The organism is Actinomadura oligospora ATCC 43269 (assembly GCF_000518265.1).
GTDB classification, from domain to species: Bacteria; Actinomycetota; Actinomycetes; order Streptosporangiales; family Streptosporangiaceae; genus Spirillospora; species Spirillospora oligospora.
This window is the reverse complement of the sequence record NZ_KI912410.1, coordinates 761,819-786,978: the sequence shown is the minus strand read 5'-3', so window position 1 is coordinate 786,978 and position 25,160 is coordinate 761,819. Positions and strand designations below refer to the sequence as shown.

The 25,160-nt window shown below is 72.0% G+C and carries 22 protein-coding genes; 11 read left to right on the top strand and 11 right to left on the bottom strand.

Going from position 1 to position 25,160, the window contains the following annotated elements; all coding sequences use genetic code 11:
* Positions 1–7: 7 nt before the first annotated feature.
* The 3 genes from P696_RS0135390 to P696_RS0135380 all read right to left on the bottom strand — a co-directional run bounded on the left by P696_RS0135390 (position 8) and on the right by P696_RS0135380 (position 3,532).
* On the bottom strand, positions 8–1,393 hold the full coding sequence (locus P696_RS0135390) for a family 2B encapsulin nanocompartment shell protein (RefSeq protein WP_026416029.1): 1,386 nt from the start codon (positions 1,391–1,393) through the stop codon (positions 8–10).
* Complete coding sequence (locus tag P696_RS0135385; RefSeq protein ID WP_245627933.1) at positions 1,390–2,784, bottom strand: family 2B encapsulin nanocompartment shell protein; 1,395 nt, start codon at positions 2,782–2,784, stop codon at positions 1,390–1,392. Before P696_RS0135385 ends, P696_RS0135390 begins: the two co-directional genes overlap by 4 nt.
* A gap of 328 nt (positions 2,785–3,112) precedes the next feature.
* Complete coding sequence (locus P696_RS0135380) at positions 3,113–3,532, bottom strand: hypothetical protein (RefSeq protein ID WP_026416027.1); 420 nt, start codon at positions 3,530–3,532, stop codon at positions 3,113–3,115.
* Between the two features lie 155 nt (positions 3,533–3,687).
* Between P696_RS0135380 and lpdA the strand changes: the two genes are divergently transcribed.
* From lpdA to P696_RS50230, 5 genes are all read left to right on the top strand, one after another.
* Positions 3,688–5,091 (top strand): dihydrolipoyl dehydrogenase, encoded by a 1,404-nt coding sequence (lpdA, locus tag P696_RS0135375; RefSeq protein ID WP_026416026.1) that lies wholly within the window; start codon positions 3,688–3,690, stop codon positions 5,089–5,091.
* Positions 5,092–5,439: 348 nt separating this feature from the next.
* Positions 5,440–6,291: a dimethylargininase gene (ddaH, locus tag P696_RS0135370; RefSeq protein WP_051468671.1), complete on the top strand. Its 852-nt coding sequence runs from the start codon at positions 5,440–5,442 to the stop codon at positions 6,289–6,291.
* A gap of 43 nt (positions 6,292–6,334) precedes the next feature.
* Positions 6,335–7,135 (top strand): tyrosine-protein phosphatase, encoded by an 801-nt coding sequence (locus tag P696_RS0135365; RefSeq protein WP_026416024.1) that lies wholly within the window; start codon positions 6,335–6,337, stop codon positions 7,133–7,135.
* Between the two features lie 155 nt (positions 7,136–7,290).
* On the top strand, positions 7,291–8,454 hold the full coding sequence (locus tag P696_RS57650) for a protein kinase domain-containing protein (RefSeq protein WP_281175027.1): 1,164 nt from the start codon (positions 7,291–7,293) through the stop codon (positions 8,452–8,454).
* Between the two features lie 5 nt (positions 8,455–8,459).
* Entirely contained in the window at positions 8,460–9,455 is a 996-nt protein-coding gene (locus P696_RS50230) for a hypothetical protein (protein ID WP_051468533.1), read from the top strand.
* Between the two features lie 3 nt (positions 9,456–9,458).
* Here the strand turns inward: P696_RS50230 and P696_RS0135350 are convergent, their stop codons facing one another.
* Positions 9,459–10,922, bottom strand: a complete 1,464-nt coding sequence (locus tag P696_RS0135350; RefSeq protein WP_026416023.1) for a WS/DGAT/MGAT family O-acyltransferase — start codon at positions 10,920–10,922, stop codon at positions 9,459–9,461.
* Between the two features lie 286 nt (positions 10,923–11,208).
* Here P696_RS0135350 and P696_RS0135345 point away from each other — a divergent pair, with 286 nt between their 5' ends.
* The gene (locus tag P696_RS0135345) at positions 11,209–11,886 is read left to right on the top strand and encodes a uracil-DNA glycosylase (RefSeq protein ID WP_026416022.1); all 678 of its coding nucleotides are present in this window, start codon (positions 11,209–11,211) and stop codon (positions 11,884–11,886) included.
* 99 nt (positions 11,887–11,985) lie between these two features.
* On the opposite strand, the gene P696_RS0135340 is transcribed toward P696_RS0135345, so the two are convergent.
* Positions 11,986–12,882: a hypothetical protein gene (locus P696_RS0135340; protein ID WP_170026668.1), complete on the bottom strand. Its 897-nt coding sequence runs from the start codon at positions 12,880–12,882 to the stop codon at positions 11,986–11,988.
* 135 nt (positions 12,883–13,017) lie between these two features.
* Here P696_RS0135340 and P696_RS50225 point away from each other — a divergent pair, with 135 nt between their 5' ends.
* Together P696_RS50225 and P696_RS0135330 are read left to right on the top strand one after the other, a co-directional pair.
* Positions 13,018–13,971: a lysophospholipid acyltransferase family protein gene (locus tag P696_RS50225; RefSeq protein WP_084338661.1), complete on the top strand. Its 954-nt coding sequence runs from the start codon at positions 13,018–13,020 to the stop codon at positions 13,969–13,971.
* Between the two features lie 42 nt (positions 13,972–14,013).
* Positions 14,014–15,186, top strand: coding sequence for a DUF5925 domain-containing protein (locus P696_RS0135330; protein ID WP_084338659.1), 1,173 nt, complete (start codon positions 14,014–14,016; stop codon positions 15,184–15,186).
* A gap of 1,023 nt (positions 15,187–16,209) precedes the next feature.
* On the opposite strand, the gene P696_RS50220 is transcribed toward P696_RS0135330, so the two are convergent.
* Positions 16,210–17,088 carry a DUF2470 domain-containing protein gene (locus P696_RS50220; protein ID WP_211245926.1) on the bottom strand — a complete coding sequence of 293 codons (879 nt, stop codon included), beginning with the start codon at positions 17,086–17,088 and terminating at the stop codon, positions 16,210–16,212.
* 69 nt (positions 17,089–17,157) lie between these two features.
* On the opposite strand from P696_RS50220, the gene rpsD reads away from it, so the two are divergent.
* The 3 genes from rpsD to P696_RS56545 all read left to right on the top strand — a co-directional run bounded on the left by rpsD (position 17,158) and on the right by P696_RS56545 (position 19,463).
* The gene (gene rpsD / locus P696_RS0135320) at positions 17,158–17,766 is read left to right on the top strand and encodes a 30S ribosomal protein S4 (protein ID WP_026416019.1); all 609 of its coding nucleotides are present in this window, start codon (positions 17,158–17,160) and stop codon (positions 17,764–17,766) included.
* A 138-nt stretch (positions 17,767–17,904) separates the two neighbouring features.
* A complete protein-coding gene (locus P696_RS0135315; RefSeq protein ID WP_026416018.1) occupies positions 17,905–18,792 on the top strand; it encodes a TauD/TfdA dioxygenase family protein in 888 nt (295 codons plus the stop codon).
* Positions 18,793–19,007: 215 nt separating this feature from the next.
* Positions 19,008–19,463 carry a hypothetical protein gene (locus P696_RS56545; RefSeq protein ID WP_157430104.1) on the top strand — a complete coding sequence of 152 codons (456 nt, stop codon included), beginning with the start codon at positions 19,008–19,010 and terminating at the stop codon, positions 19,461–19,463.
* Between the two features lie 39 nt (positions 19,464–19,502).
* Here the strand turns inward: P696_RS56545 and P696_RS0135300 are convergent, their stop codons facing one another.
* From P696_RS0135300 to P696_RS50210, 5 genes are read right to left on the bottom strand one after another with little or no spacing between them, the layout of a single operon-like run.
* The gene (locus P696_RS0135300; protein WP_026416016.1) at positions 19,503–20,567 is read right to left on the bottom strand and encodes a hypothetical protein; all 1,065 of its coding nucleotides are present in this window, start codon (positions 20,565–20,567) and stop codon (positions 19,503–19,505) included.
* A gap of 30 nt (positions 20,568–20,597) precedes the next feature.
* Positions 20,598–21,911: an MlaD family protein gene (locus tag P696_RS0135295; protein WP_026416015.1), complete on the bottom strand. Its 1,314-nt coding sequence runs from the start codon at positions 21,909–21,911 to the stop codon at positions 20,598–20,600.
* Positions 21,908–22,999: an MCE family protein gene (locus tag P696_RS0135290; protein ID WP_026416014.1), complete on the bottom strand. Its 1,092-nt coding sequence runs from the start codon at positions 22,997–22,999 to the stop codon at positions 21,908–21,910. The genes P696_RS0135295 and P696_RS0135290 overlap by 4 nt, the downstream gene beginning before the upstream one ends.
* Positions 22,999–24,096 (bottom strand): MCE family protein, encoded by a 1,098-nt coding sequence (locus P696_RS50215; RefSeq protein ID WP_084338653.1) that lies wholly within the window; start codon positions 24,094–24,096, stop codon positions 22,999–23,001. The genes P696_RS0135290 and P696_RS50215 overlap by 1 nt, the downstream gene beginning before the upstream one ends.
* The gene (locus P696_RS50210) at positions 24,096–25,160 is read right to left on the bottom strand and encodes an MCE family protein (RefSeq protein ID WP_051468532.1); all 1,065 of its coding nucleotides are present in this window, start codon (positions 25,158–25,160) and stop codon (positions 24,096–24,098) included. The genes P696_RS50215 and P696_RS50210 overlap by 1 nt, the downstream gene beginning before the upstream one ends.

Here is a 25,160-nt window from a genome sequence, read left to right as displayed (position 1 = left end):
GTGCGGGTCACCGGTTGACTTCGACGTTCTCCAGAACACCGAGCGCGTCCGGGACCAGGACGGCGGCGGAGAAGTAGGCGGACACGAGGTAGGACAGGACGGCGCGGTCGTCGATCCCGGTGAACCGGGCCGACAGGCCGGGCTGCAGCTCGTCGGCGAGGCCGGTCTGGTGCAGGCCGACGACGCCCTGGTCGTCCTCGCCGATCCGCATCGCGAGCACGGCGCTGGTGCCGCGGTCGCTGATCCGGATCTTGTCGCAGGGGAAGATCGGCACGCCGCGCCAGGCCATCACCTGCCGCCCGAACCGCTCGACCGACCCCGAGTAGACGCCCTGCCGGGTGCACTCGCGGCCGAACGCGGCGATCGTGCGCGGGTGCGCCAGGTAGAACTTCGTCCCGCGGCGGCGGCTCAGCAGGTCGTCCATCGCCTCGGGGGTCGGCGGGCCGGACCGGGTCTGGATCCGCTGCTTCAGGTCCGCGTTGTGCAGCAGCCCGAAGTCGCGGTTGTTGACCAGCTCGTCCTCCTGCCGCTCGCGCAACGCCTCGACGGTCAGCCGCATCTGCTGCTCGACCTGGTCCATCGGGTCGCTGTACAGGTCGGCCACCCGGGTGTGGACGCGCAGCAGTGTCTGCGCGACGCTCAGCTCGTACTGCCGCGGGGACGGCTCGTAGTCGGCGAACGTGCCGGTCAGGACGGGCTCGCCCTCGTGCCCGGACATCAGCTCGATCTCGGCCTCGCCCTTGGCGTTGGTCGCCGGACGGGGCGCGCCCGCGAACGACGCCAGCCGCTCGCGCAGCTCCGGGTAGCGGCCGAGCAGCTCGCCGATCTGCTCGTTCGACAGGACCAGGACGCTCGTCGGGGTGACCGCGCGGTAGGCGTGCTCCCACTCGCCCGGCGCGGGCAGCAGCGCGCTGGCGCCGAAGTAGCGGCCGTCGGCGAGCAGGTCGAGCACGGCCTCCGCGCCGTACTCGCCCCGGCCGACCCGCTCGACCTTGCCGTGCGCGACGAGCACCACCCGGTCGACCGGGCCGCCGGGCTCGACGATCAGGTCGCCCGGCTCGTACTCGCGCTGGACGAACCGTCCGGCGGTGTCGGTCAGGAGCGCTTCGTCGACGCCCGCGAGCTGCGGGATCTCGGCCAGCTCGGCGGGGATCACGTTGATCGCGGCGCCGGTGTTGACGAACTCGACGATCCCGTCCCCGACGGTGTGGGCGAGGCGGCGGTTCACCCGGTAGGTGCCGCCCCCGACCTCCACCCAGGGCAGCAGCCGCAGCAGGTAGCGCGGCGTGATGCCCTGCATCATGGGCGCGGACTTGGTGGTCGTCGCCAGGTTCCGCGCGGCCCCGGTCGACAGGCTCAGCTGCTGCGGGTCCGCGCCCGCGGGAGTGGTCACTGCGCCACCCCGATCTCCACGCTCTCCAGCACGGCGAGCGCGTCCGGCACCAGCACGGCGGCGGAGTAGTAGGCGCTGACCAGGTAGGACATGATGGCCTTCTCGTCGATCTGCATGAAGCGGGCCACCACGCCGGGCTGGACCTCGTCCTTGAGGCCGGTGCGGTGCAGGCCGACGACGCCCTGCGCGGACTCGCCGGTCCGCATGAGCATGACCGAGCTGGTCCGGGTCTTGCTGATCGGGATCTTGTTGCACGGGAAGATCGGCACCCCGCGCCACGCCGGGATGTGGTGGCCCTGGACCTCGACCGGGTCCGGGTAGACGCCCTGCCGGCTGCACTCGCGGCCGAACGCGGCGATCGTGCGCGGGTGCGCGAGGAAGAACGCGGGCTCCTTCCACACGAGGGTGAGGAGCTCGTCCATGTCGTCCGGGGTGGGCGGGCCGGACCGGGTGGGCACGCGCTGCCGCAGGTCGGCGTTGTGCAGCAGCCCGAAGTCGCGGTTGTTGACCAGCTCGTGCTCCTGCCGCTCGCGCAGCGCCTCGATGGTCAGCCGCAGCTGCTGCTCGGTCTGGTCCATGGGCTGGCTGTACAGGTCCGCGACGCGGGTGTGCACGCGCAGGACGGTCTGCGCGACGCTCAGCTCGTACTCGCGCGGCTCGGGCTCGTAGTCGACGAACGTGCCGGGCAGGACGGGCTCGCCCTCGTGTCCGGCGGCGAGCGCGATCGCGGCCTCGCCGTCGGCGCTCTTCGCCGCCTCCGGACGGTCGCGGAAGGAGTCGACGTGCTCGCGCAGGCCCTGCGCGCGGTCCATCAGCTCGCGGAACCGGGCCACCGGGAGGGTCAGGACGGTCGCGGGGGTCACGGCCCGGACCGAGAACTCCCAGTCGTGCTCCCCGCCCTCCAGGACGTCCGCGCCGAAGAAGGACCCGTCGGCGAGGGTGGCGAGGACGGTCTCGCCGCCGTACTCGCCCTCGCCGACCTTCTCGAGCTTGCCGTGCACGACGAGCACGACGGTGTCGGCGTTCTGCCCCGCCGTGACGATCACGTCACCCGGCTCGTACTCGCGCTGCTCGAACCGGCCCGCGAGCTCGCCGAGGACGTCCTCGTCCTCGTAGCCCCGCAGCACCGGCAGCTCGCCGAGCTCGAGGGGGATGACCTGGACGTCGGCGCCGGTCTGGATGAACTCGACCCGGCCGTCCCCGATGGTGTACGCCAGCCGCCGGTTGACCCGGTACGCGCCGCCCGCGCACTGCACCCACGGGAGCAGCTTGAGCAACCAGCGCGAGGAGATGCCCTGCATCTGGGGCACGGTCTTGGTCGTGGTCGCGAGGTTCCGCGCCGCGCCGGTCGCCAGACTCCGCTGCTGTTGGTCGGTCTGCTGTTCGGTCACGCTGGACACCACCGTTCCGGTACTTGTCGGCCGCCGAATGGCGCGCTATCGCGCGCGGTCCTCCTGACCGACGCGTCGCCGGGGGGATGGACCGCGTGCAGCAGTGACATTACCCAGCGTAATCACACTGACACAACGGAAGTATTACCTCACCTTGGGTAACACAAAACGCAATCCTTAGGCGACCCTTGCCCTGCCGCCGCGGGGACCGGCCCCCGGGAACCGCCCACCCGCCGCCGTCCCGCCGCCGGTGGACGAAGTCGATCAACGACGGCGACCCGGCGATCACGCTCGGTGATCGCCGGGTCGCGCCGGACGGGGAAGGGCCTTACAACTCGTCAGGAAGTTCGGGGAGCTGGACGGTGCGCTGCGGGTCGCGTCCGCCGTTCGACGACCCCCCGGTCTCGTCCTCGTCCTCCGGGATCATCAGGAGCGCCTGGGTCGTCTGCGACTCGCGGGTGATCACGCCGCTCGACAGGATCGTGTTGCGGTGCCGCAGCGCGCCGTTCTCCCGAAGCAGGTCGTCGTTGTCCCTGCGCGCCCGGGCTAGCCGCCTGGACATGCGCGCGTAGACGACGAATCCGCCGATCGCCGTGCCGAGGACGAAGCCCGCCAGGGGCAGGCCCACCAGGCGCGGCAGCGCGAGCGCCGCCGCGGCCGCCAGCACGAGAGCCACCACCGCCGCGAGCGCGCCGAAGTGCTGCTCCGCCCAGTCGAGGGCCGCGTTGACAGGCTTGGGGATCCGCACCTTGGACTACTCCTCCTGAGCCGTGACGGGGACGGGCGTCCCTTGAACGTTACCGTCCCGCAACCAGGCCCGACCCTGACACAGTGTGACGAACGCCTCTCCGGGGATGGCGCATAAGATGCGAGCACTGCTCCGCGCGCAATATCGTCGGAGGAATGAGCGAACACTTTGACGTCGTGGTCCTGGGTTCCGGCCCGGGTGGCTATGTCGCCGCGATCCGCGCGGCCCAGCTCGGCCTGAAGACGGCCATCATCGAGGAGCGGTTCTGGGGCGGCGTATGCCTCAACATCGGCTGCATCCCCTCCAAGGCGCTGCTCCGCAACGCCGAGCTGGCCCACATCTTCACCACCGAGCAGGACAAGTACGGGATCAAGGTCGAGGGCCCGGTGTCGTTCGACTACGGGGTGGCCCACAAGCGCAGCCGTCAGGTCTCGGAGAAGCTCGTCAAGGGCGTCCAGTTCCTGATGAAGAAGAACAAGATCACGACCTACGAGGGCCGTGGCTCGTTCTCCGACCCGAACACCCTTCAGGTCGCCGGGAAGGACGGCTCGTCCGAGACGGTCACCTTCGACAACTGCATCATCGCGGCGGGCGCGCACACCCGCCTGCTGCCGGGCACCAGGCTCTCCGAGCGCGTGGTGACCTACGAGGAGCAGATCCTCTCGTCCGAGCTGCCCGAGAGCATCGTGATCGCGGGCGCGGGCGCCATCGGCGTCGAGTTCGCCTACGTGCTGCACAACTACGGCGTGAAGGTCACGATCGTCGAGTTCCTCGACCGGATGGTCCCGAACGAGGACGCCGACGTCTCCAAGGAGCTCAACCGCCGCTACAAGAAGCTCGGCATCGAGGTCCTCACCTCCACCCGGGTCGACGCGATCGACGACTCCGGCGCGAAGGTCAAGGTCACGATCACCGGCAAGGACGGCGTCCAGAAGGTCCTGGAGACCGACAAGGTCCTGCAGGCCATCGGCTTCGCCCCGAACGTCGAGGGCTACGGCCTCGACAAGGCCGGCGTCAAGGTCACCGACCGCGGCGCGATCGACGTGGACGGCCGCTGCCGCACGTCCGCCGGGCACATCTACGCGATCGGCGACGTCACCGCCAAGCTGATGCTCGCGCACGCCGCCGAGGCCATGGGCATCGTCGCCGCCGAGACCATCGCGAACGCCGAGACCATGGAGATCGACTTCGCCATGGTCCCGCGCGCCACCTACTGCCAGCCGCAGGTCGCCTCCTTCGGCTACACCGAGCAGCAGGCCCGCGACCTCGGCTACGACGTGAAGGTCGCCAAGTTCCCCTACAGCGCCAACGGCAAGGCGCTCGGCATGGGCGAGGGCGACGGCTTCGTCAAGCTCGTCTCGGACGCCAAGTACGGCGAGCTGCTCGGCGGCCACCTGATCGGCCCCGAGGTCACCGAGCTCCTGCCCGAGCTGACCCTGGCCCAGCAGTGGGACCTCACCGTCCACGAGGTCGCCCGCAACATCCACGCCCACCCCACGCTGAGCGAGGCCGTCAAGGAGGCCGTCCACGGCCTCGCCGGCCACATGATCAACCTCTAGCGACCAGGCCCCACCACGGCGCTCACACCGGCCGTCCCCGCCCCGCGGGGACGGCCGCGTGCGTCCCCGGCCCCCTCCGGACGACGGCCCCTCACCCCCGCGGGGGGACATCTCACGCGCGCGGACGATGGTCGCGCGCGCACGGCGCGAAGGGCGCTCTGCGCCCGTAGTGCCGGGCTTGGTGGGGTGGGCGCAACGAATCGCCGGGGGGAGGGGGATAGACGCAACGAAACTCCTGGTCAGCGCAATTTCGTGGGGTTGGGTGCGGGGCGCGGCGTTCCTAGGCTTTCGGTCATCTGATGGCCCGTGGACTGAGCAGGAGCGCGCGTCATGACCGTCACCCCGGCGATGGAGCCGACACAGCAGCCGTCCGCCGCACCGGCGATCCCGGAGCGGACGGCGCACCGGCGGCACTACCTGATGTGCCGTCCGGAGCACTTCGCGGTCACCTATGCGATCAACCCGTGGATGGACCCGTCGGCGGGGGCGAGCGCGGAGCTGGCCGTGACGCAGTGGGAGATGCTGCGCTCGGCCTACCTGGCGCTCGGGCACGAGGTGAGCCTGATCGACCCGCTGCCGGGAATGCCGGACATGGTGTTCGCGGCCAACGGCGCGCTCGTGGTGGGCGGACGGGCCTACGGGGCGCGGTTCACCTTCGAGGAGCGGGCCGCCGAGGGCCCGGCGTACAGCGCCTGGCTGCGCGCGAACGGGTTCGCGGACGTGCGTGACCCCGAGCACACCAACGAGGGCGAGGGCGACTTCCTCACGCTGGACCGGCTGATCCTCGCCGGGACCGGGTTCCGGACGGACCTCGCGGCTCACCAGGAGGCGCAGGAGTTCCTGGGCCGCCCGGTGGTGACGCTGCGGCTGGTGGACCCGCGGTTCTACCACCTGGACACGGCGCTGTTCCCGCTGGACGGCGAGAACGTCGCGTACTACCCGGGCGCGTTCTCCCCCGGCAGCCGCGCGGTGCTGGAGCGGCTGTTCCCCGACGCGGTGATCGCGACGGAGGAGGACGCGGCGGTGCTCGGCCTGAACGCGGTGAGCGACGGCCGGAACGTGGTGGTGAACGCGGAGGCCACCGGGCTGATCAGGACGCTCGCCGAGCACGGCTTCGAGCCGGTCCCGGTGGACCTGACCGAGCTGCGGAAGGCGGGCGGCGGCCCGAAGTGCTGCACGCTCGAACTGCGGGCCGGCTGACCCCGGTTCGCCCGATTCGCCCGACGTCCGGGACGATGGGGTCATGCTGCTCGAGGACTCCCCCGGCCACCTCCCGTTCGACGGCGCGGACAACGTGCGCGACCTGGGTGGGAACGCCCTGCCCGGGGGCGGCGCGACGGCGTCCGGCCGGGTCCTGCGCGCGGACGCGCTGACCCGGCTGAGCGACGCCGACGTGCGCCGGCTGGAGGAGTTCGGGGTCCGGACGGTCATCGACTTCCGGACCCCGATGGAGGTGGACACCAACGGCCGCGACCGGCTCCCGGACGGCGTTCTGACCGTCCACCTGCCGGTCGGTGGCGGCAACCTCGGCGTGTTCTACGACGTGATCGGCAGCGGCGACGCCGACCGGCAGCGCGAGGCGTTCGGGGACGGCCGCCTCGAGGGCCTCATGATCGACATCAACCGGACGTTCGTCCGGGACGAGGCCGAGCGCGGCCGGTTCGCGGACGCGGTCCGGCTCGTCGCGGACGCCGGGTCGGTGCCGCTGCTGTTCCACTGCACGGCGGGCAAGGACCGCACCGGCTGGCTGGCCGCCGTCCTGCTGGCCGCGGTCGGCGTGGACCGTGCCACGATCATGGACGACTTCCTGCGGTCCAACCACCACCTGCGGCACACCACCCGGAAGATCCTCGAGGTGATCGGCGAGACGCGCCAGATGGCCGAGCCGGAACTGCTGCGCCCGCTGCTGGAGCAGCAGCCCGCCTACCTGGAGGCCGCCTTCAACGAGGCGGACGCCCTGTTCGGCTCGTTCGAGGACTTCCTCCGCGACGGCATGGGCCTGGACGACGCCACTCTCGCCGCCCTCCACAAGAACCTCACCTGAGGGCCGCCGGGGATCCCGCCCCCGAAGGCTGTTGACGGCTCGCCCGTCTCGGTCGATATTCGGCGCACGGCCAGCCGTACGGAGGAGGCGGTGCGTTTGGGCGGTGCGCGGGATCACGGGGGCGCGCCGGGCGGACGGTCGCGGGCCGCTACCGGCTGCGGGAGCGGATCGGCAGCGGCGGCATGGGCACGGTGTGGCGGGCGGACGACGCCGTCCTGCACCGTGAGGTGGCGGTCAAGGAGCTGACCGTTCCGGCGGGCGGCGGCGAGGAGCTGCGGCTGCGCCGGGAGGCGCGGGCGGTCGCGCGCATCGATCATCCGGGCGTGGTCCGGGTGCACGACGTCGTGGACGACGGGGGCGGGCTGTGGATCGTCATGGAGCTGGTGCCCGCGCCGTCGCTCGCGGACGTCCTGACGGCGCGCGGCCCCCTCCCGCCGGGCGAGGTGGCGGCGCTCGGCGCGCAGCTGGCGCACGCGCTCGCCGCCGTGCACGCGACCGGGGTGCTGCACCGGGACGTCAAACCCGCGAACGTGCTGCTGCGCGGGGACGGGCGGGCGGTGCTGCACCAGGATCCAGAGCGCCGTCCGTCCGCCGGGGAGGCCGCGCGGCTGCTGGAGACGGGCGCCGAGCCGCCGAGCCGACGCCGGGCGGCCGTCGTCGCGCCGGTGATCGCGACCGTGGCCGCGGTGGCCGCCGGGACGGCCGCGGCCGTCCTGTTCACGCACCCGTTCGACCGGCACCATGCCGCCGCCCAGCCGCGCGCGGCGCTGAGCGGCACGATCAGCGTCCCGCCGTCGAGCAGCGCACCGCCGTCCTCGCCGCCGTCGACGCCGTCGTCGTCCGCGCCGCCGACGTCCGACGCGCCGGAACCGTCCAGCCCACCCGCGACGCACACGGCGGCGGCCCCGCCGAGCGCGAGCCCCTCGCCCACGCGCCGGACGGAGACGGTCTCGGTGCGCGTGGACGCCACGAGCGGCTGGCAGAGCACCGGCCTGAACGTGAAGGCGGGGCAGCGGATCGGGATCGACTTCGTGGGCGGCGGCTGGACCGTCGACCACCGCTACTTCCCCGAGGTCGGGCCGCAGGGCTACGACTCCGCCACCGACGCGCGGATCTACCAGGCCTGCAAGCTCGACCCGAACCTGCGCTACGGCGTCCTGATCGGCCGGGTCGGCGGCGGGAGCCGGTTCGTGGTCGGGACGCGCGACTCGGTCACCGCGCCGGACCCGGGCGAGTTCCAGCTCCGCATCCACGACCAGGACCACTGCCTGGTCGACAACGGCGGAAGCCTGTTGCTGAAGCTCACGTATGTACCGTGAGGGGCATGTGGGAGCGGACGCGGGAGCGCCTGAACGACGACCGGCACGGCTTCGGGCTCGCGGCGGCGGAGCTGTACCCGGACGTGCCGCGCGTCGCGGACACGACCCTCCTGACGCGTCCTGGGTGGGTTCCGGACGCGCCGGTGCCTCTGGCGGACGTCCACACGCGCTGGGAGCCTCTCCCTAAGCCTCCCGCTGTTACAGCGCCCACTGCGGGTCTGCCGGAGGGCTTCAACAGTTACGCGGACGCCATGGCCGTCCTCGCGCGCCCGCGCGTGTTCGAGGACAGGTCGTCCTACCGCCTCCTCGCCGTGGACGACCTGACTTTGACCTTCGGGCCCGCCCACTACTTCGACGCGGTCAATGTGGGCGAGGCCGCCGCGCACGAGCTCGCCGCCGCCGTCCCCGGGCTTCCGGTGCGGACGGCGATCGGCGACCCGACCGACCTGACGCGGCGTCCGGCGCTGATCGCGATCACGACGCTGACCGTCACGACGTCCGGACGGTACGTCCTGCACTGGCGCGATCCGGCGAAGGTCGCGCACGCGGGCGGGCTGCGCCACGTGATGCCGGTCGGCGTGTTCCAGCCGCTGACCGGACGCGCCGCCGAGCTGGACCCGTGGTTCACGATGGTCCGCGAGTACTCGGAGGAGCTGCTCGGCGCGTCCGAGGAGTACGAGGACGACTTCGACCAGGAGGCCTGGCCGTTCCACCAGCGGATGACCAGCGCCCTCGACGACGGTTCCCTGCGCGCGTACTACCTCGGTCTCGGCGCCGACCCGCTGACGCTCGCCGTCGACCTGCTGACCGTGGTCGTCTTCGAGGACGAGGCGTTCGACGCCCTGTTCGGCGGCGGACGCCTCGTCCGGGAGAACGCGGAGGGACACGTCCGGCTCACGGACCTCGACGGGACCGTGCCCGAGCCGATGCAGCCCGCCGGAGCCGCCGCGCTGCGGCTGGCATGGCGGCACCGGCGGGCCCTCGGCATCCGGGCGCGCTGAGCCTCAGCCCTCGGCGAGCGCCCTGAGCTCGGCCATCGCGTCGGCGAGGTGGTCGATCAGCTCGCCCGGGTTCGGGACGAGGTCGCGGCAGGACACAAGGCCCACGTGCACCGTCCCGTCGTAGGAGAACACGGTGATGTTCAGGCCGCCGCTGATCCCGCTGACCACCGAGAGCGGGTAGTACGCGAGCACCCGCGCGCCGCACAGGTACAGCGGGAACTGCGGGCCCGGCACGTTCGACACGATCAGGTTCAGCGGCCGGACGGGCAGCCCGGGCAGGACGCTCAGCGCGAGCCGCGCGACGGGCCCGGCGAGCGGCGCGGGCACCATCCCGGTCAGGTCCCGCACCCACGCCCCGGACGATCCGACGAACCTCCGCTTGGCCCGCTCCATGTCGTCCCGGACGGCCGCGTACCGCTCGGCCGGGTCCGCGATGTGCACGGCGAGCGGCGCGGACATCAGCGACACCTGGTTCTGGCCGTCGTTCTGCCCGCCGTCCGCGCGCCCGGCGTCGTCGCGGCGCAGCGACACCGGGACCCCGGCGACGAGCGGGCCGTCCGGGAGCGCGCCGCGCTTGTCCAGCCAGGTCCGCAGCGCGGACGCGCAGACCGCCATCACCACGTCGTTCACGCTGCCGCCGAGCGCCGCCCGGACCCGCTTGATCTCCGCCAGCGGCAGGTCGCCGAACGCGACCGCGCGGTGCGGCCCGACCGGCCCGTTGAACGGCGTCGGCGGAGCGCTGACCCGTGGCGCGCCGGGCGCCTGCTCGCGGCCGAGCGCGCCCTGCACGGCGTGCGTGACGCGGGCGACGCCGGGCAGCGCCGCCACGCCCGGCACCTCGTCCAGGTGCGGGGCCGTGCGCGCCACCGACAGCGCGGCGCGGAACGGGTGCACCGCGGTCCTCAGCAGGCCCGTGCCGACCCGTGAGAACGGGCTCGGGGCGCGCAGCGGCGCGGCGTCGGCGGCGGGCAGCTCGCGCGGCTCGGGCGACAGGTCGAGCAGCGCGGCGAGCGTCTCGGCGGCCAGCACGCCGTCGACGGCGGCGTGGTGCGCCTTGATGTACACCGCGGCCCGTCCGCCCGCCAGGCCCTGGACGAGCACCAGCTCCCACAGCGGACGGCTCCGGTCGAGCGGGCGCGCGTGCAGCGCGGCGACCGCCTCGGCGAGCTGCTCGTCGGTTCCGGGGGCGGGGAGCGTCACCTCCGACACGTGCCGTCCGGGATCGAACTCCGGGTCGTCCTCCCAGTAGGGCAGGTCGAGCCCGAAGGGAACCCCGGCCAGCCGTTGCCGCAGCGGCCTGGCGGCCAGGTGCGCGCGGTCGCGGATCAGCTCCACGGCGGCGGCCACCGTGACCCTGCCGCCGGGCAGCGCGCCCGGGTCGAGGATCCCGAGACCCGCGATGTGCGCGTGCGTGCCGCCGGTCTCGGCGTGGAGGAAGGTCGCGTCCAGGGTGGTCAGCTGAGTCATCTGCCGGTTTCCCGCTCTCGTCGCCGGATCGTGCGCCGGGCCTGCTGGAGGTGGGCCGGTCCGACCGTCGGGCAGAGCGGTCGGGCGTGCCGTCGGGGCGATGCCCTGTCTCAAGGAGTTATGCGGTACGGCACGGTAGGTCAATGCTCGGTGTCAGGAAGTAACGCCGACTTAACGGGACGTTCCACCCGCTTAACTTGGGCGCCTTCGGCTGGACGGTCGGAAAATAACCTGTTTCGAGCGTCCGCATGTGGTCAGATTCCCACCCTGGCTAAGCTGGTGCGCCATGACCGCACGACCACTCGCGGAGACCGTCGAGGCGGGATGGGCCAACGCCCTCGCGCCCGTCGCCCCCCAGATCGCCGCCATGGGCGAGTTCCTGCGCGCCGAGGTCGCGGCGGGGCGCCGCTACCTGCCCGCCGGGAACCACATCCTGCGCGCCTTCCAGCAGCCCTTCGACGAGGTCCGGGTGCTGATCGTCGGGCAGGACCCGTACCCGACGCCGGGCCACCCGGTCGGCCTGTCCTTCTCGGTCGCCCCGGACGTCCGCCCGCTGCCCGGCTCGCTGATCAACATCTACCGCGAGCTCAACACCGACCTCGGGCTGCCGCAGCCGTCCAACGGCGACCTCACGCCCTGGACGCGGCAGGGCGTCCTGCTGCTCAACAGGGCCCTCACCGTGATGCCCGGCAGGCCCAACTCGCACAGCGGCAAGGGCTGGGAGGAGGTCACCGAGCAGGCCATCCGCGCCCTCGCCGCGCGGGGCGGCCCGCTCGTCGCGATCCTGTGGGGCCGCAACGCCCGCAACCTGCGCCCGCTCCTCGGCGGCGTCCCGTGCATCGAGTCGGCCCACCCGTCCCCGATGTCGGCGAACGGCGGCTTCTTCGGCTCCCGCCCGTTCAGCCGCGCCAACCAGCTCCTCGCCGAGCAGGGCGCGTCCCCCGTCGACTGGAAGATCCCCTGAGCCGCTGACCCCTTGGGCTGAGCCACTGAGCCGCCCTGCCCCCGAACCTCACGAGCCGTGCCTCCGGCGCCCGGACGGGCGCGACGGGGCACGGCTCGGCTAGTCCCCGGTCTCGGGCAGGGTCCGCAGGAGCTCCTTGAACTCGGTGTTGACCGGGCCGCCCGGGGTCTGGAGGACGGGCGTCAGGCGGCGTTCGCCGTGCGACCAGTAGACGCCGGGGGCGCAGGGGTCGTCGGCGGCGGCGTGCATCTCGGCGACGACGTCGGCGAAGACCGGCAGGACCTCCTCGACGGCCCGCGTCGTGACCGGGTAGACCAGCAGCGTGTTGTGGCTGGGGGCGCCGACGAGGGCGCCGTGCTCGTTCGGGGACGGCAGGAACTGGTGCACCTCGGAGAGCAGGGCCGACACGTAGCGGCTGCCGGGCTTGGTGATCACGCGGACGTCGCGTCCGGGCAGCAGCGGCTGGTCGCGGACCTCGACGTCGGCCAGCTCGCGGTCGTGGGTGTTGGTCATGACGTAGCCGAGGCGGCGCAGGCCGAGCAATCCGGCGCGGTCGCGGGTGAGCGGCCCGCCGTAGCGCGGGTGGTCGATCACCACGACGGCGTCGAAGTGGTCGCCCGCCGGGACGACGACCAGGCCCTCGCGGTCGCGGGGCGTGAGCTTCGGGACGATCCGCAGCCGCAGCAGTTCGCGGACGTCGCCGAACAGCTCCATCTCGCCGACGGCGCGGAAGGCGCGGTCGCCGACCTCGCGGACCCACTCGTCCACCAGGCTGGGCCAGCGGGTGCGGGGCTGGTCGACGCAGCGCTCCAGGACGGTCGCGGTGGAGGCGCGCGCCTGCGAGTGCCCGATCGTGAGCACCATCTCCGACGTCGCGGCGTCCAGCCACGCGCTCGGCGCCAGCACCGGGAGCAGATCGCGGATCAGGGCGTGCACGTCGGAGGCCGCGTCACGCGGAGCGCCCGCCCGGCCGCCGCCGGTCATCTCCGGGTCCATCTCGCAACCCCCCTTCACCGGAGCCCACCGCTGTCCCACACAGCTTCTCAGAGTCGGCCCCTCCCGCGCGATCCATCCGGCACGACCGTACGTGATCTTGGTAGTCGGAGGCGGGGGGCAAGGTAGGTTGCAGGCATGTCGGAATACGTGTACCCGCCGGTGATCAAGGCGGCGCTCGGCCTGTTCAGGGCCCTGAACCTGAAGATCCGTCTTGAGGGGACCGAGCACGTCCCGCCCACCGGGGGCGCGGTTCTGGTCAGCAACCACATCAGCTACCTGGACTTCATCTTCGCCGGGCTCGCCGTCCACCCCGCCGGGCGACTTGCCCGATTCATGGCGAAAAGTGAGATCTTTGACCACAAGATCGGCGGGCCGCTCATGCGCGGCATGCACCACATCCCGGTCGACCGGGACGCGGGCGCCGCGTCCTTCAAGGCGGCGCTCACCGCGCTGAAGGGCGGCGAGATCGTCGGCGTGTTCGCCGAGGCCACGATCAGCCGCTCGTTCACCGTCAAGGACATCAAGAGCGGCGCCGTCCGGATGGCCGTCGCGGGCAAGGTCCCGCTGATCCCGATCGCGATCTGGGGTCCGCAGCGGATGTGGACCAAGGGCCGCAAGAAGCGGCTGTTCCAGCGGAACATCCCGGTCACCATCCTCATCGGCGAGCCGATGTACCCCAAGCGCGGCGACGACTACGACCAGGTCACCAAGGACCTGCGCGCCCGGATCTCCGAGCTGCTGGAGAAGGCGCAGCGCGAGTACCCCGACATCCCCTCCGAGTCCGAGACCTGGTGGCAGCCCGCCTACCTGGGCGGATCCGCGCCCACCCCCGAGGAGGCCGAGGCGCTGGACGCCCAGGAGGCCGAGGAGCGCCGCGCCCGCCGCGAGGCCCGCGCCGCCGCCGAGCAGGAGAAGCAGGCCGCGCAGGCCCCCGCCCCCGCGCCCAAGCCCGCCCCCGAGCCGAAGGAGACCCCCGCCGCCCCGAAGCAGGCGGACGCCCCCAAGGCCGAATCCGAGCCGAAGGCGGAAGCCGCGGACGTCACGTCCGAGCCCGCGGACGCCAAGTCGGATGAAACGGAAGAGAAGTAAATCGCTGGACGCGAACGGCCCCCGCTACCGATCATCGAGGACATGACGGCATCACGAGAGGGACGCGGGGAGTTCCTGCATCTGGTCGAGGTTCCGGAGGTCGCCACGGCCTCCGGTGACGACCTCACGCTGCCCGTGGTGCTGAACCTCAACGACGGCAACTCGCCCGCGGACGTGATGGACGTGCTGTCGCTGCGTCCGTTCGCGTCCGGGGAGCAGCCCTGGTCGCGGTCGACGCGGCTGGACGACGTCCGCAAGGACGCGCCGCTGCTGCCCGAGGGCGCGCGGCTGTTGCGGGTGGCACAGGAGAAGGACAAGAAGTCCGTGCTCGCCGTGGGCGAGGGCTGGACGCTGCTGGTGAACCGGTGGTCGCACGGCACCGCGTACATCGCGGTGTCGGCGGTGGACGAGACGCTCGCCGAGTCCGTCCTGGACGAGACCGTCCGGGACGCGACCGAGCCGCCGAAGCCCGCCGACACGCACGTGGAGATGGGGTTCTGGCACCACGGACGGCACGGTCCGCAGCGCACCGAGCGGTCGATCACGGCCGATCCGTGGAGCGACGTCCGGCGCAACTACACCGCGGGCGTCGCGACCGCGCTCGACCGGGTCATGGCGCTCACGCCGGGCGAGATCAGCGGGCGGATCCTGCTGCTGCACGGCCCGCCGGGCACCGGCAAGACGACGGCGCTGCGGGCGCTCGCGCGCTCGTGGAAGGACTGGTGCCGGTCGGACTGCGTGCTCGACCCGGAGGTGCTGTTCTCCTCGCCCAGCTACCTGTTCCAGGCGACGATGGGCGAGGACGACGACGAGGAGCGCGACTGGCGGCTGCTCATCCTGGAGGACTGCGACGAGCTGATCCGCGGCGAGGCCAAGCAGTCGGCCGGGCAGGGCCTGTCCCGGCTGCTGAACCTGACCGACGGCATGCTCGGCCAGGGCCGGGACGTGCTGGTCGCGATCACCACGAACGAGGACCTGGCGCAACTGCACCCGGCGGTCGTCCGTCCGGGGCGCTGCCTGGCCCAGATCGAGGTCGGACGGCTCGGACGCGCCGAGTCGGTCGCCTGGCTCGGCGACGAGGCGGACGACGCGGCCCGCAGGGCCATCGGCCCGGACGGGGCGACGCTGGCGGAGCTGGCGGCTCTCCGCAAGGGAGAGCCGCGCCCCGCCGACGGCCCGGATGCCCACGGCACCGCGACCGGCTTCTACCTCTGACGGCCCGGCGGGGGTGACCAGGCCGGGGACCGCCTCACGCGGCCGTCCCGCGGGAGCGCCCTTCGGGGCGTTCTCCGGGACGGCTCCCGCGCGGGCGTCCCCGGGACGCCTCGATGGACGTCCGGGAGGCCCGCGATGGGCGTTCCCCGAGGTGAAGGCTTCGGCAGGACCGTCTTCGGAACGTGGGGTCGTTCCGTAGGACCGCCGCACCGCGCGGCTCCGGGACTCCCCACCCTTCGCCGCGCCCCCCGATCGAGCACCCTGGCGCGGTACGGGCGCGCGCCCGTTCACACCGCCTTCGGGTGCCCCGCGCCCCCGGCCGACCCCCCGGCCGGGGTGCGCAGGTCTAAGCCCCCGCGCGCCTCCTCGGCGCACGGGGGAAGCCTGTTCTGTGGCAATCGGGATCACAGGACGGCGCACCCGGTCCCCCGAGACCGGGTGCGTCCGCCTTGTCGCCGCGGCCCCGGATCCCCCGATCCGGGGCACGGCCACCCCGTGCCGCCCCGGTCCCCCGACCAGGGCGTGTCATGCGGGGCGTCCCGGTCCCCCTCGGGACGCCTCCCCCGCGAACGCCCCGGCCCCCGAGCCGGCGCGCTCTCCGCCTGACGCCCCGCTTCCCCCGAAGCGGTGCGTCGTTCTGTTGGACGCCCCGATCCCCCGATCGGTTCGTCCCGTTTTCGCCGCACCGGGAGCCCCCGATCCCGGTGCGGGCGGCCCCGCCCCGAGGCGGCCGCCGAACCCCACTGGTCGACGATCGCACGCCTGGTCGGTTTCGCCAGTCGTACTGCCCGGCCGGAGCGCCCGCCCACCTCGGGAGGAGAGGGTCCGTCCACCGGAACTCCCACCCCGCGAAGGAGCTCCGGCGGCCGGGGCCCGTGCCCGGTTGGGCGGGGCGCTCTCGGCCGGTGAAAGAACTATCCCTCGTACCGGCCCCCACCTACATCCGGGATTCCACGGCCATCGAACCCGTATCCCTACGCAGCGGGACCACGTACCGAGTACGGACCTCCGCCACATACGTGGTCACGAACCCCTGACGCGCCCGGACGCGCCGGACGCGAACAGCCGCCGGTACGCGCGGCGCAGACCGTGGACATCCCCGACCGCGCCGCCGAAGCCCACGCGGAGGTCGCCGTCCGTCGCGCGCAGCCACAGCCCGTACCGGTCGAGCGCCACCGGGCGGACCCGTCCGGGCTCCGCGCCGGGGACGAGTCGTCCCAGCTCAGCGCGGTGCGCGGCGTCCAGGTGCCCGAGCAGGGACGCCTCGACCGCGACGAACGGGTCGGGGCGGGCGTCCCGGTACTCCTCGGGGCCGAGGTCCGCGGAGCCCCAGGCGTCGGCGATCTCGATCTCGGCGAGGTCCATGGTCAGGATCGTCCAGCCGGACGCGTCCCCGTCCGGATCCGCGCCGGACGGATCACCGGCGGCGGCGAGGTCGAGGAGCTCGGGGCGGGGGTGGAGGCGGGCGAGGCGGTCGGCGGCGGCGCGGCGCTCGCCCGCGGGGAGTTCGGAGACCCAGCCGTGCAGCCAGGCCCGGCCGCGCACCCGGTCGGCGAGCGGGACGGGGGCGACGTCGCTGATCCGCAGGGTCGCGGGGAGGTCGTCGGCGCCCGTGAGAGCCACCACGGTGGGCGACTTCCGGGGCATGAGGAGGAGCGGCGCACCGTTGTCGTCGGTGGCGTGCGCGGGCACAGGGTCGTAGGGGACGCCGGGCGCTACGAGCACCGCCCCCGCGATGCCGTAGGTGGCCGTCCGGGCCCGTTCGGCGGCCGTGGGGGCGTCGTGGGGCGCGTCCCGCGCGGCGTCGCGCGGGGCCTGGGCGGCGTCGCGGGGTGCCTGGGCGGCGTCGCGCGGGGCCTGGGCGGGGTGCGCGTCGTGCGCGCCGGCGCTCGCCTCGTGCATCACGGCCTCCTTTGACTATGTAGGTTAGGCTTACCTAAGTAAGCATGTCCTCAGCAAGGAGGTCAATCCGTGAACAACACCGGGCCGAAGGTCCGTCTGTCCCGCGCTCTCGGCCTGCCGCTCACACCGAAGGCCGTGAAGTACTTCGAGGCGCGTCCCTATCCGCCGGGCATGCACGGGCGGGGCCGCAAGAACGAGTCCGACTACAAGATCCGGCTGCGCGAGAAGCAGCGGCTGCGCGCGCAGTACAACATCCGCGAGACCCAGCTCCGCAACGCCTTCGCCAAGGCGTCCAAGGTCAAGGACGCCAAGACCGGCGAGGCCCTGATCGTCGACCTGGAGCGCCGGCTGGACGCGATGGTCCTGCGCGCCGGTTTCGCCCGGACGATCTACCAGGCGCGGCAGTTCGTGGTGCACCGTCACGTCCTGGTCAACGGCCGCCGGGTGGACCGGCCGTCGTTCCAGCTCCGCCCCGGCGACGTGATCCAGATCGCCGAGCGCAGCCGTTCGATGGAGCCCTTCCAGGTCGCGGCGGCGGGCGCGCACGCCGAGCACGTCCCGGCCTATATGGAGGTCGTGCACGACGCGCTGACCGCGCGGCTCTCGCGGCTGCCCGAGCGCGCCGAGGTCCCGATCGTGTGCGACGAGCAGCTCGTCGTGGAGCACTACTCCCGCTGATCCTGCCGGGCCCGTCCCCGGTCGCCCCTGGACAGGCGTCCGCCTCCATCGGTTAAAGTCAACCTAGCGATTGCTTGGCTTCGCGAGCGCCGCCGCACCCCGGCCGCCGTCCGCACCCCCCGATGGAGGCACCAGGACATGATCGAGTTCCAGCCCATGACCGCGAACATCGGCGCCGAGGTGAGCGGCGTCGACATCGGCAAGCCCCTGGACGAGGAGCAGATCCAGACCCTGCGGGACGGGCTGCTGAAGCACATGGTGCTGTTCTTCCGCGAGCAGCACATCTCCGACGAGGAGCACGTCGCGTTCGCCAAGCAGTTCGGCACGGCGAACATGCCGCCGATGGACACCTCCGGAAGCGCCGTCCACATCCTGGACCAGACCGACCCCAAGGGCGAGGGCGGCGACCAGTGGCACAGCGACAACACCTTCATGAAGGTGCCGCCGATGGGGTCGCTGCTGCGCGCGGTGATGCTGCCCGACGTCGGCGGCGACACGCTGTGGGCCAACATGTACATGGCCTACGACTCACTCGCGCCCTGGCTGCGGCGGCTCTGCGACGACCTGTACGCCGAGCACGACCTGACGATGTCGGTCAGCAAGGCCATCGACAAGGGCCACCGCATGGACCTGCGCGCCATGCAGGAGAAGAACCCGCCGTCCGTCCACCCGGTCGTGCGCATCCATCCGGAGACCGGGCGCAAGGCCCTGTACGTGAACCGGTCGTCGGTGACGCGGCTGATCGGGCTGTCGCGGCGTGAGAACGAGGCGCTGCTGCCGCTGCTGTTCGACGCCGTCCGGGACCCGCAGTTCCAGGTCAGGCTGAAGTGGCGGGTCGGGACGCTGGCGTTCTGGGACAACCGTCCCACCCAGCACTACGCGGTCGCCGACTACACCCAGCGCCGCAAGATGCACCGCGTCACGATCAACTGCCCCGAGACGATCGACGACGGCGTCCCGAAGGGCCCGGACGGCGTCACCGGCGCGGACGCCCCCGCCGAGAAGGCCGCCGCCCGCTACCTCTGACCGTCCGCCGCACCCCTGGCCACGCTGCCCCCTCGACCGCCCCTCGCCCGTCGTCCGCCCGCCCTGCCTCCACCCCTCAGGGCGGACGGCCGGCGGTCGTCGCTTCCTGACCGCTCCACCTGACCTTCACAGGTTCCGGACGGACAAGTTGATCAGCGCGCGCGGGGCTACCTAGGCTCGTGCTCCCGTAGTCCCCAACCATCTCGGGAGCACCCATGCGTGCCTGGGGTCACCCCGCCGTCCTCGCCTCGGCCGCCGCCGCCTCGGTCGGCCTCGCCGCCACCCTCGCCTCCCCCGCCATCGCCGTTGCCCCCGCCATCGCCGTCTCCCCCGCCGTCGCTGCTGTGAAGGTCAGCCGGTACAGCGTTCCGTACGGCAGGTCGTCGATGAAGGGCACCGTGTCCTGGTACGCGGACCGCGCGGTGTTCACGACCACGGAGGTCGCCGCGGACGGCTGCCACGTGTTCGCGTACGTCGTCGGCGGACGGTCGAAGGAGCGGACCGTCCGGACCTTCTACTGCGACACCACCAGGAAGCGGACCGTCACCCTGAAGGTGACCGCGCCGAACGTCGCGCTGGTCTCGCTGTACAGCTTCGATCTGAGCGGGATCAGTTCGGCCTGCTATCCCGTGCGCCGGACCTGCGACCGGCCCGTCCTCATCAAGCCGTAGCGGGACGCGGGCCCGGATCCGTCCGGGCCCGCCGCCGCGTCAGTTGCTCGGCTTCGCCGACGGAGTGGAGGACGGCTTGCCCGTGCCGGGCTGCCCGTTCTGACCGTTCGGGCTGACCGGGATCTGGTTCGAGCCGGAGCAGTCGTTGCTCTGCTGGTTCACCCCGGACGGGAACTGCTGCGTCACCTTCCACCCGCCGCCGCTCTTCGCCAGCGACAGGCGGATCAGGCTCGCCGGGGCGGACGTCGAGCCCTGGCTGCTCTGCACGGTGATGTCGGTCGCGATCGTCGCGGTCGCGAACTTGCCGTCCACGTCGCCGACGAACACCTTGCTCGTCCGGGACGTCAGCGACAGCCCCGGGTTGGACTTGAAGTTGTCGCCCAGGTTCGGCACGGTGCACCGCTTGTAGAGGTCGAGCAGGTCCCCCGCGAGCATCTTCTGGACCTTGTCCATCTGCCCCTGGTAGTTGGACGAGTTGTAGGTGAACACCGCGTCCCCGTACGCGGCGGCGGCCTTCCCGACGTCGTCGCGCGCGTGCTCGTCGCCCGACAGCTTCGACGCGCTCGTCCACTGCCAGATGCCGAGGCTGGCCAGCAGCGCGACGACGACCACGGTCACGATCGCGGCGTTGCGGCTCATCGAGAACCCGCTGGAGCCGGAGGCCGCGTCGAGATCGATCGCGCCGCCGCCCGAGGACGCCTTCTGGACGACGGCCTTCGCCTCGGGCTCGGCGGCCTTTTCTTCGTCGGCCAGGATGGACTTCGGCTTGGACTGCTTCGCGGCGGGCTTCTCCGGCGTCGGCTCGGGTTCGGGCTCCTCCTCGAGGAGTTCGCCGGACTCGATGGCCTCCAGCACCTCGTCCAGGTCGTCGTCGTCCTCGATGACCTCGATGACGCGGACGCGCCGCTTCTTCTTCGCCGGGGCCTTGGTCCTGGTCTCCTCCCGGGCCCGCCCGGCCTCGAGATCGTCCTCGGCGACCACCTCCGCGGCCCCGGACGACACACCCTCCGTGGTAGCGGACAGCACACCCTCCGCGGTAGCGGACAGCGCGGCCTCTTCCGCGGCGTCGTCCTTACCGGTGTTCCGGGTGGTCTTGGCAGTCACTTGGAGCACTCTCCTCGCGGGACTATCGACTCACTTCCTGCGGCGGCGACGTGGCCGGGGCAGGCGGGACAGGCGGGACATCACAGGCACCGAGCCCATCATCACCCTGACCAACACCATCAAGGCGACAACCGGGGGGACGTACACTAGCCAAGCCGGAGGCCCGGATGAAGGGTTCCCGCCGCTGCCCGCGGCGTTCCTGGCGTTGATGTCCCTCGGGCGGTCGAGCGCCGGATCGTGGACGGGAAGCGTGTCCCCCGTGTTCTTGCCCTTGTAGGGCTTCTGCGGGACGGCTCCGGGCACACGTCCGCCGGGGCAGGTCGGCGGGGTCGTCACCTGCGGCTGCGGCATCGGGTACTTGTACTCCAGCGCGGCCTGGGTCTTCAGCGTGAACATGAACGCCACGTTCAGCACCGTCTGGCCCTGGTGCTCGCCGATGATGCCGTTCAGCACCCTCCCGAGCGCGGGGGCCTGCTGGAAGATCTGCCCGAGGTGGGTGAGGATCGCCGGGTCGTACCGCTTGAGGTGCAGCGTCCCGAGGTTGTCGACCATGCAGTCGAGGTCGTCGCCGCTCTTGTCGAGCAGGGTGTTGACCGAGTCGAGCAGCCCGGGCCCGCGGTCGCGCAGTTCGGCGAGCTCGCCGCGCACCTGGCTGAGCGCGCCGGTCAGGGACGCGAGGTTGTCGACGCCCTCGCCGAGCGCGTTCCGGTTCTGGTTGAGGACGGTCGAGACACGGCTGAGGTCCCTGACCAGGCCGTCCAGCATCTGGGTGTTCTGGGCGAACGTCCCGGCGAGCTGGTCGCCGCCCTGGATGATCTGGCGCAGCGAGTCCTGCCGTCCGGACCAGCCGGCGGCCAGCTCGTGCGTGATGATCTTCGCGTCCTCGGGCTTGATCGACTTGAGCGTCTGCAGGACGGCCGCGAACAGGTCGCTGTACTTCGGCGGGACGGTCGTCTTCTCCTTCGGGATGACCGTGCCCGGACGCATCGGCGGCGCGTGTCCCATGCCGGGCGCGGGCGTCAGCTCGACCACCGGCTCCCCGACCGCCGACTTGCGCGCCGCGGCGGCCGTCGCGCCCTGCGGGATCTTCACGCCCCGGTCGATCCCGAGCCTCACGACCACGCGGTCCTTGGCGAGCCTCACCTGCTGGATGTGCCCGACGCGCAGCCCGAGGTAGTCGACCTCGAAGTTCGGGTGCAGACCGGGCGACGACTCGAACTCCACGGTCAGGTGGTACGGCCGTTCGATCGCGTCGAACCGGACGACGTTGGTGAACGCCCACACCGTCATGACCACCGCGAGGGCGGCGAACACCCCGAGGTTGATCGCGATTCGCCTGTTCATCGCGGCGGCTCCAGGAGGGAGTCGAGGTTGGGGAACGCGTCGCGGACCTTGGGCGGGAGGGCGCTGGTGTTCTTCGCGCCCTTCTTCTTGCCGCCGCCCGAGCCGGAGCCGCCGGAGCCGCCCAGGCCGGGGAGGACGGGGGTGCCGTCCGGCCAGACGAGGCGGAGGACGGGGTACATCATCAGGTTGCCGTCGTAGCTGGCCAGGGGCAGTTTCTGCTCGAAGGAGACCAGGCCGTTGACGAGGTTGGTGAGGCGGGTGCGCTCGCTGCCGAGCTCGGCGATGATCGGGTCGACGTCGTTCAGCAGGCGGCGGAAGGTGGCGACACGTCCGGCGAGGACCTTGTCGTTGAGTTCGGCGGCGGCGTAGCCGAGCCGGTCGACCGTCTTGAGGATCTTGTCCTTGTCCTCGTTGAGCAGGTCGGTGGTCTTGGCGATCTCGCCGGGGGCGCGGTTCAGGGCGTCCTTGCCCGCCGCGAGCGAGCGGCCGAGCCGGGCGAACTGGTCGATGGACTCGCCGAGCTCGGCGCGCTGGTCGGCGAACAGTTTCACCAGGTCGGAGGTCTGCCTGACGGTCTTGTTGAGCTTGTGGCCCTGGCCGTCCAGGGCCGTGGCGCCCGCGTTGACGATGGTCGAGATGTCGTTGCCCGCGAGGGACTTCAGCAGGGGGCCGGTCTGGCCGACGACCTGCTCGAACGCGGGCTGGACGGTGGCGTCCTCGATGCGGGCCCCGTTGGCGAGGTAGGGGCCCTGGTCCATGCTGCCGCCGGGCGGCAGGATCATGTCCACGTAGTTCTCGCCGAGCAGCGAGGTCACCTTGATCTCGGCCCTGGTCCCCTGCGGGAGCCGGTACCTGTCCATGATCGCCATGGTGACCTTGGCCTTGTAGCCGTCGCGCCTGACCGACAGCACCGTGCCGATCTTGACGTCCGACATCTGGACGCCGTGCCCGGCGACCAGGCCCTGCGCGTCGTCGAAGTCCGCGGTGAGGTGCACCTTGCCCTTGGGCGCGCCGAAGGTCTGGAACGAGCAGCCGGTCAGCGCCAGGGTGAGGGTGAGGAGCAGGGCCGCGAGCGTCCGTCCGCGCATCAGTGGCCTCCGGTGATGTCGCCCGAGCCCGGCCACGGGCAGTTGGAGTTCGGCTTGGGGAGCGGGCAGCCGACGTTGTCGTCACGCAGGATCGACTTGAGCCACGTCCGGAGGAAGGCGTCGGTGGCGACCCGGATCTGCAGCGACTTGTTCTTCGGGTTGTAGCCGTCGATGAGCGCGCCGCTCAGGCTCGGGAGCGCCTTGACGAGCTGGGCGAGGCGGGCCGCGTTGCCCTTGAGGATCAGCGCGACGCGGGTGAGGACGGCCAGGTCGTCCGGCAGCTGTCCCTTGTACTTGTCGAGCAGCCTCTGGCCGTTGCGGGAGAGGTCGACGAGGCCGTGGACGAGGTCCTGGATCTCGCCGCGTTCCCCGGCGAGGACGCGGCTGGCGGTGCTGAAGTCCTGGATCACCTCGCCGAGGACCTGCTCGCGGCCCCGGACGACCCCGGCGAGCCGGTGCAGGTTGCTCGCGACGGCGATGAGGTTCTTGTCCTGGCCCGCGACGTTCTGGACGAGCCGGGCGCTCTCCTCGAGCGTCGCGTTGAACGTCCTGCCGTTGCCGTTGAAGGAGTTCGCGGTCTGGTCGAGCGCGGGCTGCACCTTGGTCGGGTCGAGCGCCCTGGCGAGGTTGGTGAAGGAGTTCAGCGCGTCGTCCACCTCGACCGGGACGCTCGTCCGCTCGATCGGGATGGTGTCGGAGGTCTCCTTCGGGTCGCCCGGCTTCCACGCGGGGTGCAGGACGAGGTTCCGCTCCCCCACGAGGTTCAGCGGGACGATCGCCGCCTGGACGCCCTTCGGCAACGGCACGTCCCTGGAGATGTGGAAGCGGACCCTGATGCGGTCGCCGTCGGTCTGGACCGAGTCGACCGACCCGACGTCCGCGCCCATGACCTTGACCTTGGACTCCTTGTAGAAGGAGCGGGCCTTCGGCAGGTAGACGGTCATCTCGCGGTCCCCGCCGCCCCCGGTCGGGGAGAGCGAGCAGCCGCCGAGGACGGTCGCCAGCGCGAGGCCGATTCCGGCGAGCGCGCGCTTGCTGCGGCCGTCGCGCGCGCGTTTGTGGCGGCCGTCGCGCGCGCGTTTGTGGCGGGTGGTCATCAGTTGCCTCCCCCGTGCGCGCCGGTCTGGTCGGCGGTCTTCCCGCCGGGCGGTTTGATCGGGGTGGAGATCGGGCCGTCGGGCTGGAGCGGGCCGAGACCGGTCAGCACGCCCTCGATCCACTTGCCGTTCCCGCGCACGTTGGACACGCCCTCGAAGGTCGGGCCGAGCAGGGAGAGGTCGGTGTTGAGGACGTCCATGTTCGGCGCGAGCCGGGTCGTCAGCAGGTGCAGGTTGTCGAGGAGGGTGTCGAGCTGCCGCTGGTTGCGGGAGATCGTGTTCGACAGCGTCCGGACGGTCCGGCTGCCCTGCCCGATCGTGGACGCGAGCTGGTCGCGGCGTTCGATCAGGACGCGCAGCAGGATCCGGCTGTTGTCGATGATCTCCCTGAGCCGCCCTTCCTTGGCGGCGAGCGTCGCGGTGATCGTCTTGGAGCCCTGGAGCAGCTTCTCGACCTCGGGGTAGGAGTCGTTCAGCGCCCGCGACAGCGACTGGACGTTGCGGAGCATCTCGTTCAGCTTCGCCGCGTTCGGGGACTTGATCTTCGACATCTCGGTGAGCAGCTTGTCGATGGACCTCTCGTCCAGCTTCCCGATGATGTTGTTCGCGCCCTGCAGCGCGTCCGGGACGGTGTAGGGGACCCTGGTGCGGTCGAGCGGGATGCGCCGCCGCGACGTGGACAGGCTGGACATGTAGGGGTGCGCGACCGGGCCGCTCAGTCGGATGTAGCGTCCGCCGAGCAGGGTGGTCGTCTCGATCGCGGCGCGGGTGTCGGGGCCGAGGTCGATGCCCTTGTTCATGTGCCACGACACGATGACCGTGCCGGTCCTGAAGTCCGGGTGGACGCCCGTGACCCGGCCCGCCTTGACGCCCGCGACCCGGACGTCCTGTCCCTTCTTGACGCCCGCGGTGTCGGCGAAGACGCCGCTCATCGAGTAGCCCTGGTCGAACAGGTGCAGCTGCCCGACGGCGAACGCGAACACGCAGCCCGCGCCGATCACGGCGAGGGTGCCCACGGCGACGAGCTTCTGGTTGACGTCGCGCAGCGAGGGGAACAGCGGCAT

Bases quoted from the DNA above. Each gene is read 5' to 3' on its own strand.
- lpdA (WP_026416026.1), top strand. From the start codon at position 3,688: ATGAGCGAACACTTTGACGTCGTGGTCCTGGGTTCCGGCCCGGGTGGC.
- ddaH (WP_051468671.1), top strand. From the start codon at position 5,440: ATGGAGCCGACACAGCAGCCGTCCGCCGCACCGGCGATCCCGGAGCGG.
- P696_RS0135365 (WP_026416024.1), top strand. From the start codon at position 6,335: ATGCTGCTCGAGGACTCCCCCGGCCACCTCCCGTTCGACGGCGCGGAC.
- P696_RS50230 (WP_051468533.1), top strand. From the start codon at position 8,460: ATGTGGGAGCGGACGCGGGAGCGCCTGAACGACGACCGGCACGGCTTC.
- P696_RS0135350 (WP_026416023.1), bottom strand. From the start codon at position 10,922: ATGACTCAGCTGACCACCCTGGACGCGACCTTCCTCCACGCCGAGACC.
- P696_RS0135345 (WP_026416022.1), top strand. From the start codon at position 11,209: ATGACCGCACGACCACTCGCGGAGACCGTCGAGGCGGGATGGGCCAAC.
- P696_RS0135340 (WP_170026668.1), bottom strand. From the start codon at position 12,882: ATGGACCCGGAGATGACCGGCGGCGGCCGGGCGGGCGCTCCGCGTGAC.
- P696_RS50225 (WP_084338661.1), top strand. From the start codon at position 13,018: ATGTCGGAATACGTGTACCCGCCGGTGATCAAGGCGGCGCTCGGCCTG.
- P696_RS0135330 (WP_084338659.1), top strand. From the start codon at position 14,014: ATGACGGCATCACGAGAGGGACGCGGGGAGTTCCTGCATCTGGTCGAG.
- P696_RS50220 (WP_211245926.1), bottom strand. From the start codon at position 17,088: ATGCACGAGGCGAGCGCCGGCGCGCACGACGCGCACCCCGCCCAGGCC.
- P696_RS0135315 (WP_026416018.1), top strand. From the start codon at position 17,905: ATGATCGAGTTCCAGCCCATGACCGCGAACATCGGCGCCGAGGTGAGC.
- P696_RS56545 (WP_157430104.1), top strand. From the start codon at position 19,008: ATGCGTGCCTGGGGTCACCCCGCCGTCCTCGCCTCGGCCGCCGCCGCC.
- P696_RS0135295 (WP_026416015.1), bottom strand. From the start codon at position 21,911: ATGAACAGGCGAATCGCGATCAACCTCGGGGTGTTCGCCGCCCTCGCG.
- P696_RS0135290 (WP_026416014.1), bottom strand. From the start codon at position 22,999: ATGCGCGGACGGACGCTCGCGGCCCTGCTCCTCACCCTCACCCTGGCG.
- P696_RS50215 (WP_084338653.1), bottom strand. From the start codon at position 24,096: ATGACCACCCGCCACAAACGCGCGCGCGACGGCCGCCACAAACGCGCG.
- P696_RS50210 (WP_051468532.1), bottom strand. From the start codon at position 25,160: ATGCCGCTGTTCCCCTCGCTGCGCGACGTCAACCAGAAGCTCGTCGCC.